Origin of the sequence: Shewanella sp. 5S214 (assembly GCF_041439795.1) — a bacterium.
GTDB classification, from domain to species: Bacteria; Pseudomonadota; Gammaproteobacteria; order Enterobacterales; family Shewanellaceae; genus Shewanella; species Shewanella vesiculosa.
The window spans coordinates 45,392-55,040 of record NZ_JBGOOV010000032.1; the positions used below are offsets into that span (position 1 = coordinate 45,392).

Here is a 9,649-nt window from a genome sequence, read left to right on the forward strand (position 1 = left end):
TTTTACGATTTGTCATTAGATAACTGAAATTCACTATTATCATCGAATAAGCTAGAAAACATCAGCTTAACTGAGGTAACCTTAACGTTAATCCATGTTATAGAGAAGGTGTTATGAGTCAGGTATTAAACGATTTACTGTCATTATTGTCACTTGAGAAGATTGAGCTAGGTTTGTTTCGTGGTCAGAGCCAAGATTTAGGCTTTGGGCATGTGTTTGGTGGCCAAGTGATGGGACAAGCGTTAAGTGCTGCAAAACAAACGGTGAGCGAAGACCGTCATGTACATTCATTACATTCATATTTCTTACGTGCCGGTGATGAAAAGTTACCGATAATTTATGATGTTGAAAATATGCGTGATGGTGGAAGTTTTAGTGCGCGCAGAGTAAAGGCTATTCAGAAAGGGCGACCGATTTTTTACATGACCTGTTCATTCCAAAGTGTTGAACAAGGCTTTGAGCATCAAGATGTGATGCCGGATGTCCCGGGACCTGAAGGTTTATTAAATCAGCAAGAACTTGCAATGACAATGCGTGATAAAGTACCTGCGCAAATGCTCGAAAAGTTTATGGCTGATTCTCCGATTGAAATGCGCTTAGTTAATCCTCTACATCCCATTACACCAAATGCGACAGAGCCTAAACGCTATGTATGGTTACGTGCCAATGGACAAATACCTTCGGATCATAGTATTCAAGAATATTTACTGGCTTACGCATCGGATTTCAACTTTCTAGCCACAGCTACTCAGCCACACGGGGTGTCTTTTTTAACGCCAGGTATGCGCATGGCCACTATTGATCATGCTATGTGGTTTCATCGTCCATTTAATATGAGCGAATGGCTACTTTATTGTATTGATAGTCCTAATGCTGGCGGTGGACGTGGGTTTGTTAAAGGACAGTTTTTCGATCAGCAAGGACGTCTTGTGGCTTCTGCCACACAAGAAGGTTTACTCAGAATGACCAAGTAGGATGCTAAAGATGATTTTATTTAACAAAGGGATTCAATTCGCGCTAGTGGTTTTGATTGCCATGATGCTCAATGGTTGTGTGACAGTAGAGCCTGAAAAACCAGTAATCGTGAACGGTTATGCCGGATATGCCGAAAAGATTGCTTTGCCACAGGGGTGTAAGATCAACATTGCTTTGATTGATTTTAATACTCCAGGCGCGATTATTTCTCAAAAAAACTTTGATATTGCCAGAGCGCCTGTTCCATTTAAATTTACTTTGCCTGCCAACCTCATTAACAGTGGAGTCGATTATGGTGTGGTGGCAATGATCACCTATCAAGGCAATGCAATTTTTCAAACTTATGATAAGTTTCGTGTGATCAATAACGGTCAATTTACCACTCAAGTGTTAATGAAACGCGTTAAATAGCCACTTCGTAATCTCGCTCACAAACTGTTATCCCCGCCATTGATTGATTAACGTGGCGGGTAGTAATCTTTTGCTACTTTAATGTGTTTTTTAGGTTGTTTATGCAAGAGCTGATCTTGAATCATCGTTCGGATGCGCAAACGCGCTTAATTTGGGCTTTGTGTATCGCTTCTATTGTGGTTTATATTAATTTGTACACAGTGCAAGGCATGCTGCCGTCAATTGCTGAGAATTTTGGCGTGTCGGGTGCACAAGCGACTTTGGTGCTTTCTGTTACCAGCTTTACCCTAGCATTTTCATTGCTTTTTTATGCCGTGTTGTCTGACAGAATAGGGCGATTAGCCCCGATAGTGCTCAGTTTATGGCTATTAGCAGCATCGAATATTTTGTTAGTTTTTGCCCAAACGTTTGATGATTTACTTATGGTGCGCTTGTTACAGGGGATTTTGTTAGCGGCGGTGCCCGCAATTTCGATGGCATATTTTAAAGAGCAATTGGCACCTTCTTTTATGCTCAAAGCCGCTGCTGTATACATAATGGCTAACAGTATGGGCGGCATTGCAGGGCGAATTTTTGGCGGTTTAATGGCACAAAACTTGTCATGGCAATCGTCTATGGGGTTGGTTTTTGTGGTAACGCTAATAGGGGTTGCATTGGTGACATACTTATTACCACGCAAAGAGATAAAACCTACAGTGATTAAGCAGAAAGTGTCTTTACTGCGTAAGGTAAAACAAGACATCGATGGTTTTATGTTTCACTTATCTGATCCGCAAATGCGTTTGGCCTATATAGTTGGTGGCTTAGCCTTTATGATGATGGTCAATCAGTTTAGCTTTATTCAGTTACATATTATGGCTGAGCCTTATGGGTTGAGTCGTTTTAATGCAACCTTGATATTTTTATGTTACTCAAGCGGCACTTTTGCATCTTATTTGTCAGCTAAGTGGATTATGCGATACGGTTCTATGCCATTATTTAGAGTGGCATTATGCTTAATGGTTGCCGGTACTTCATTGACCTTAGTCGATACACTGGCTGCCATTGTGATTGGCTTTTTGATCAGTGCTTGTGGATTTTTTCTAACTCATAGCTGCTGCAATTCGTTTGTTGCCATTCGTGCAACCAGCCATCGGGCTAAGGCTACGTCACTTTATTTATGCTGTTATTACCTTGGGGCCTCCTTAGGCGGACCTTACTTAATGTTGTTTTGGCATAAAGCAGAATGGAATGGGGTGGTAGTGGGTTCTATGACGCTTTTGGCATTGTTACTAGTCGCTATTTGGCGTTTAGGAATACATCAACAGCATGCTGCTGATGTATCTATCGCCGATTAACAGGTTAATTCTCGATAAACTGTTTACGGTCTAAGTCAAATTTGCGCATTTTGTCGTACAAGGTTTTACGGGGGAGCTCGAGCTGTTCCATGGTTAATTTTATGCTGCCTTTATTATGACTTAAGGCTTCTTCAATCAACATACGCTCAAAAAACTCTACTCGCTGCTGCAACGACATACTGGTATGTATGGTTGTATTGCTTTCTAGATTACCAGCAAAAGCGGCCTCAGCGCCCAGTAGAACATAGCGTTCAGCTAAGTTACGTAATTCACGCACATTACCCGGCCAATCATGTGCGGTAAGCACCATGGTTTGTGACGTATTTAAGGCAATAAGTGCTTTATGGTATCGAGCCGATGCAATTCTAGCAAAGTGTAAAAACAGCAGTGGAATATCTTCTCTTCTATCTCTTAGCGGCGGAATAACAATAGTGACCAAGTTAAGACGATACAATAAATCTTGTCTAAATTTGCCTTCTTCACACAGCTGCTGCAAGTTTAATTTTGTTGCAGCAATGACTCTGATATCTAAGTCTATTGGTGTGTTTGAGCCTAGCCTTTCAACTTTGCGGTCTTCCAATACGCGTAATAATTTCACCTGCAACGCCATTGGAGTACTTTCTATTTCATCTAAAAGTAGTGTACCGCCATTGGCATATTCGAATTTGCCGATACGGCGTTTGTCTATGCCGGTAAAAGCGCCTGATTCAGCACCAAAGAGTTCGCTTTCTATGAGATTTTCAGGAATAGCACCACAATTAATTGCGACAAAATTGGCTTTGTTACGGTAGCTATGGTCATGTAAATATCGGGCGACTAACTCTTTACCCGCACCGGTTTCACCTTCAATCATAATATCGGCGGGTGTATCTAATACTTGGTCTATAAGGTGGCGCATTTTCATTACGCTAGGACTGTTTCCTAAAATACGCGGGCCAGGAGCAATGTGAGATTCAAGTTCGCGTTTAAGCTTGCGGTTTTCTAAAGTTAACGATCGCTTATCCAGAGCACGTTTGGTGACATCGAGTATGTGTTCGTTATTAAAAGGTTTTTCGATAAAGTCGTAGGCCCCTTTTTTCAGTGCGTCGACAGCCATTGCTATGTCACCAAAGCCAGTTAACAGTACAACAGGAAGATCACTGTCTTGTTGTTTCAGTTGTTGTAATAAACTCAATCCATCAAGTAATGGCATATTGACATCAGAGATCACAATACCTGGCCAGTTAGCGGTAATGTGACTGGAAATAGACTGTGGGTCTGTGGTGGCTAAGGCACGAATATTTTCGAGTTTGAATAATTGTTGTAACACGATACCAATATGAGGTTCATCATCAACAATAATGACTTGATAATCGTTGATGTCTTGTATTTGAGTCACGTTTAGACTTCCTCACGTAAATAAAGAGGCAAAATAATATGGAAAATAGCGCCACCTTGAAGGGCGTTTTCGACTGTAATAGAACCTTGCATAGATTCGATAATCCGTTGCGAGATGGACAAGCCTAATCCTAATCCCTGACGTTCGCTGGTGGTATAGTAAGGTTCAAAAATTTTGCTCATTTGGCTTTCTCTCACACCCGGACCACTGTCTTGGATACTGATGTTTACCTTGTTATCGCAATAGACTTCGATACGTAATTTTCGTTCGGTAGATTGTTGCATTGCGACAATGGCATTACTGATAAGATTAACCAATACTTGCTGTAATCGCACGCTGTCACCCCAGATTTGACACTTACCCTGTAGGAGTTGCAGCGACAGTTTTATACCTTGCTTGTCTATTTCAGGTTGAACAATTGTTAACGCCTGTTCTATCGATTTTGTTATATCAGTGGCATTGTCTTTACCCTGAGACTTACGAGTAAAGCTCTTAAATTGGCCAATAATATCAGCCAATCTATCGGTTAGTTCGATCATGATTTTGATGTTATTACCGGCATCGTCAAGCATATTTCGCCCGATGAAAGTTTGGGTATTTTGTGCGTAACTTCTTAGTGCCGCCAGAGGTTGATTTAGTTCGTGATTAATACTGGCTGACAGGCTGCCTATGACGGTCAGCTTTGCAGCTTGAATAAGTTCGTCTTGAGTGTCTTTTAATTGGGTGTTGGCTTGCTCAAGCTCTAAGGTGCGCTCTTTTACCCTTTGTTCAAGTTGATTTTGTGCTTGACGCATTCGGCGTAAATTTTTACGACGTTCAATGTTATAAAGAATAAATAATGCCAGTAATAAATATAGCGTGGCAGCCAATAGTAATATCTGTGGCAAAGACTCATATAAGGGCTTCATTGGTGCAAGTACATGAACGTTCCAATTGGCATTAGGCATAAATTGATGACGTTCAAGGTATTTTTTTTGCCCTTCAAAGGATGATATTTGGTAAACCTGAGCAGCATGGGAGTTACCAATCTTAAAACTAGGATTGACACTAAGCTCACCAATGGGTCTATTGGCGTAACGTTTTGAAGAGTTGAGTGCAAAACGTTTGGCCTGTGTCAGCGGTGATAATGAATTAAATCGCCAGCTATTGATACTTGATAGAAACACGATATTGTCTGGATCGCTGATCATAAATTCATATTGGCTTGCGATGGCAATGCCACTACTTTGTTGTTCAATTAAGCCAATATCAACTTTCACAACGACTACACCCAAGACTAGACCATTGTGATAAACCGGGTTAGCAAAATAGAAGCCGCGCTTATTTGATGAAGTTCCGACAGCATAATATCGTCCTGATTTACCTGATATCGCTTCGATAAAGTAGGGTCTAAATGAATAGTCATGATTAATAAAAGAATTCGGCTGATCCCAATTGCTGGCGGCAATAGCGACTCCGAGCGCATCGGTCAGGTAAATATCAGATGATTCGGTGACTTGCTGTAATTCAGATAAATAAGCGTTCAGCTTTTCAATAGTTTGAGAGTTTTGTTGATCGAGTAACCCCTGTTCTAATATAGGGTTTTGTGCAAGTACGGCTGGAATATTCTCGTAGTGTGACAGTGCGTTATCGATAAAAATAACCAGTTCATTGATTTGCTTCTCAGATTGCTCTGCAATATTTTTCGTGCCTTGTTCAAGTACATACCAATAAGTCATTTTAAGAGTGAGTAATAATCCTATGATGAGCATGATGCTTACTAAAATATTACGTTTCTTGATGGTAAAAAATGAAAGCATGAATATTACCAATTAGTTGTGGTTATTTTGAGTCATGAATAAAAAAACGAGCCTTAATCAAGGCTCGTTTATAATACGCGAATTATCAAGCTAGTAGCCGTTTAATTTGTCTATATATTCCGGTAAAAATAGTGAAATTTGTGGAATATAGGTAATTAACATCAAGAAACCGAGTAATAATACCAACCAAGGTAAGCATGACTGAATGACCCATCCCATACTTTTACCCGTTATTCCCGCAGTGACAAAGAGGTTGAGTCCGACGGGGGGGGTGAGCATTCCTATCTCCATGTTAACCACCATAATGATCCCTAAGTGGATAGGGTCTATACCCAGTTGCGTTGCTATAGGGAACAGAATGGGCGCCATAATGAGCAAAATGGCAGAGGGCTCCATAAAGTTACCTGCGGCTAACAGCAGTAAGTTAACAATGATCAAAAATCCCCAGGCAGGCAAACCTAATCCGACAATGGCTTCTGCAATAATGTGCGGAATGCGTTCGGTGGTTAACACGTGCGCAAATAGCATGGCATTAGCAATAATAAATAGCAGCATAATACTGACTTTTGCGCCGTCACGAACCACATGACGAATTTCTTTGTCGGTAGGTGTTTTTATCACAGCAAGTAACATGTAGCCGATATTGCGAAATGAGGCTCCGATTAAAGACTCTTGTTGATTACGCCAAGCCACATTTTTAAGTGGTCCAATATCTCGATAACCAAATACCGCAATAAAGTAAGCGTATACACAGGCTACTGCTGCAGCTTCTGTAGGGCTGGCGATACCACCATAAATTGATCCGAGTACAATAATGATTAGTGCTAAACCGCCAAGAGCTTTAGCACTTGATATCGTTAGCGCTTTTACGCCAGGAAAAGGGCGTGAAGGTAGCTTTTTTATTCTTGCCACAACGTAGATGGCCAGCATTAAAATACAGCCCATCATTAATCCTGGTATCAGACCTGCCATAAACATTCTAGCAGCAGATACTTCAGTTGCAGCGGCATAAACCAGCATCACAATTGAAGGTGGGATTAAAATACCTAAAGTTCCTGAGGTGGTAATCACTCCAGCAGCAAATTTTTCAGGATATCCAGCTCGTACCATGCCAACAATTACAATTGAACCAATTGCAGCAACAGTGGCAGGTGACGATCCTGATACGGCGGCGAACAACATACAAGCCATAACGGAGGCCATAGCAAGACCACCGCGGATATGACCGACACTGTCCATAGCGAAGTCGATAATACGCCTAGCGACGCCACCAGTAGACAAAAATGCTGACGATAAAATAAAGAATGGAATAGCTAATAAAGTGTAATGTTCTGATGTTGATTCATATAGTTTAAGCACAATTGAGGCGAGTGAGTCGTTTGAAAACAACAAAATCGTCAACATGCTTGAAAAGCCTAAAGCAATAGCAATCGGCATACCAATCATCATACATATAAACAAAGCGATAAAGAGTGTGGCTATAGTCATTATTTCGCGTCCTTATCATTTTCTCGTTGTTGTTCGGATGATGTGGATAGCGCTGCTTCATCAATTAAATGCATACTGTCTTTAGCTTCATCGGCCAATTGAAAGCCGACTGCTTGGTTTTTTAGAATAGCGATAAACAATTCTATAAAGCGCCAGGAGAGCATTGAAAATCCGATAATGAGAATACTTTGAGATAACCAAATCGGCACGGCACCATCGTCTACATCGATGCGCAATGTTTCCCAAGCAAAATCGGGATCTAGCTGTTGAATTAACCATACTGGAAAGTCGATATCTTCCATCGGGATACCAATTTGGTACATTTGACTAAGGTAGTCCCAAGCCCCTTTTAAAAACATCACACAGTAAATAATGCAACATAGACATGCAAAGATCGCTACCGCTTTCTGAGGTTTGCCTGACAATTTAGAAACAAAGGCATCAACGCCAATATGTGCACCCACTTTGACACCATAAGACATGCCAAATAGTACAAACCAGCCACATAAGGTTAGGGTGAGTTCTTGGATCCATAAGAAACCGGTATCGAAAAAGAAACGAGCAATAACTTCGCCAAAAACGAGCAATGTCATTAATGTAATCAAAAGATTAAGAAAGCCTTCTTCAAAATAACCAAATAGTCTTGAAATCACGGTCATACTCCTTAAATAAAAAAGGGTGGTACTAACGCTGAATGCATTCAGTACCACATCAAGTATTTAGACTATTTAGTGTTAGCCGCGACAGCAGCATCAATCATGTCTTTGCCAATTTGATCTTCAAACTTAGCCCAAACTGGTTTCATAACATTAATCCACTGTTGGCGTGCAGCAGGGGTTAACGTGACGAGTTCAGAACGCTTAGAGTCAATAATCGCTTGTCTATCTTCATTATCTTTTTCTGAGGCAATTTTGTTGCCAAGGGCAATCGCTTCATCCAGAGATGACTTAAAGATGGCACGTTTTTCTGCTGGTAAGCCTTTCCAGAAGGTATTTGATGTCACCACCATATAATCTAAAACACCGTGATTACTCTCAGTGATTTGACTTTGCACCTCATAGAATTTCATTGAGTAGGTATTTGACCAAGTATTTTCTTGACCATCAATTGCGCGGGTTTGTAATAAAGTAAACACTTCAGAGAATGGTTTTTTTACTGGAATGGCACCAACAGCATCAAACTGAGCTGCAATCACGTCAGAGGCCATGATACGAAACTTTTTGCCTTTAGCATCTTCTGGTAATGCTAATGGATCGTTTGCTGAAAACTGCTTCATACCGTTGTGAAGATATCCCAGACCAACAACGCCTTTACGGTTCATTGAGTTGAGTAATTTCTGGCCTGATTCTGATTGCTGAAAACGATCAACCGCTGCCATATCTTCAAATAAGAAAGGTAAATCGAAAATCTGTAGTTTTTTGGTAAAACGCTCAAATTTAGACAATGATGGTGCAACAAATTGCACATCGTTTAACAGTAATGCCGCCAGCTCATTGTTATCCCCAAATAACTGTGAGTTTGGGAATACGTTAACAATGTATTCACCTGGTAGGCGCTGTTCAACTAACTCTTTAAATTTCAGCGCCATCTGTCCTTTTGGCGTGTTCTCTGCAACCACATGCGAAAATTTAATTTCTATCGGTTCAGCAAAGACATTAAAGCTCGCAGCAAGGATTGAGGCAATCGTTGCTAGCTTAGCCATTGATTTTAGAGGTCGAGTAAAGGCGCTTGTTGATTTTTTCATATAATTAACTTCCTTTTTTTTTAGTGTTTTATTTTTCCTCAGCTGGTGACTTGCTCCAGAACAAGTACGCCATAAACGCTTATGAGGATAGTTAAAACATAGCAAGCATTGGGCCAGAATGTTAATTATTTGTAACTACATGATATTTATTAATTTAAATTTACATAGGAAAAATAGAAATCATTTTGTGTGTGGATAGTCACACACATTCAATAAAGCAATGGGTGGAATGTCACACATTTTCTTATGATGTTATCGAGATCTAATAAGTGGGGGAGTAGCTGAAGAATAAATTACTGAAGATTGAGTAAGGTTGATTATGTATTCTTGGTAAACCAGATAATCAATGATATCCATATCTCGATAGAATAGACAAGAAATCGCAAATACAAAAAAACCACCATGAGGTGGTTTTTTGTTTTTAATGCAAAAATGATATTAAGCATTAGTACCAATATTAATTGGTGGAGCTACACGGGATCGAACCGTGGACCTCTTCACTGCCAGCGAAGCGCTC

Annotated in this window: 8 protein-coding genes; 3 read left to right on the plus strand and 5 right to left on the minus strand. The window is 40.4% G+C overall.

Annotation, left to right across the window (positions count from 1 at the left end):
* Positions 1-113 precede the first annotated feature (113 nt).
* The 3 genes from tesB to ACED29_RS18140 all read left to right on the plus strand — a co-directional run bounded on the left by tesB (position 114) and on the right by ACED29_RS18140 (position 2,723).
* Complete coding sequence (gene tesB, locus ACED29_RS18130; protein WP_124018004.1) at positions 114-974, plus strand: acyl-CoA thioesterase II; 861 nt, start codon at positions 114-116, stop codon at positions 972-974.
* A 10-nt stretch (positions 975-984) separates the two neighbouring features.
* A complete protein-coding gene (locus tag ACED29_RS18135; RefSeq protein ID WP_124018005.1) occupies positions 985-1,386 on the plus strand; it encodes a YbaY family lipoprotein in 402 nt (133 codons plus the stop codon).
* Positions 1,387-1,502: 116 nt separating this feature from the next.
* Positions 1,503-2,723 carry an MFS transporter gene (locus ACED29_RS18140; RefSeq protein ID WP_371698308.1) on the plus strand — a complete coding sequence of 407 codons (1,221 nt, stop codon included), beginning with the start codon at positions 1,503-1,505 and terminating at the stop codon, positions 2,721-2,723.
* A 4-nt stretch (positions 2,724-2,727) separates the two neighbouring features.
* Here ACED29_RS18140 and ACED29_RS18145 read toward each other — a convergent pair whose 3' ends face one another.
* The 5 genes from ACED29_RS18145 to ACED29_RS18165 form a co-directional block, all read right to left on the minus strand.
* On the minus strand, positions 2,728-4,101 hold the full coding sequence (locus ACED29_RS18145) for a sigma-54 dependent transcriptional regulator (RefSeq protein WP_124018007.1): 1,374 nt from the start codon (positions 4,099-4,101) through the stop codon (positions 2,728-2,730).
* A gap of 2 nt (positions 4,102-4,103) precedes the next feature.
* Complete coding sequence (locus ACED29_RS18150; protein WP_182723278.1) at positions 4,104-5,900, minus strand: ATP-binding protein; 1,797 nt, start codon at positions 5,898-5,900, stop codon at positions 4,104-4,106.
* Positions 5,901-5,990: 90 nt separating this feature from the next.
* Positions 5,991-7,388, minus strand: a complete 1,398-nt coding sequence (locus tag ACED29_RS18155; RefSeq protein WP_371698310.1) for a TRAP transporter large permease — start codon at positions 7,386-7,388, stop codon at positions 5,991-5,993.
* Complete coding sequence (locus tag ACED29_RS18160) at positions 7,388-8,047, minus strand: TRAP transporter small permease (RefSeq protein ID WP_371698311.1); 660 nt, start codon at positions 8,045-8,047, stop codon at positions 7,388-7,390. Before ACED29_RS18160 ends, ACED29_RS18155 begins: the two co-directional genes overlap by 1 nt.
* A 65-nt stretch (positions 8,048-8,112) precedes the next feature.
* A complete protein-coding gene (locus ACED29_RS18165; RefSeq protein WP_124018011.1) occupies positions 8,113-9,132 on the minus strand; it encodes a TRAP transporter substrate-binding protein in 1,020 nt (339 codons plus the stop codon).
* Positions 9,133-9,649 lie beyond the last annotated feature (517 nt).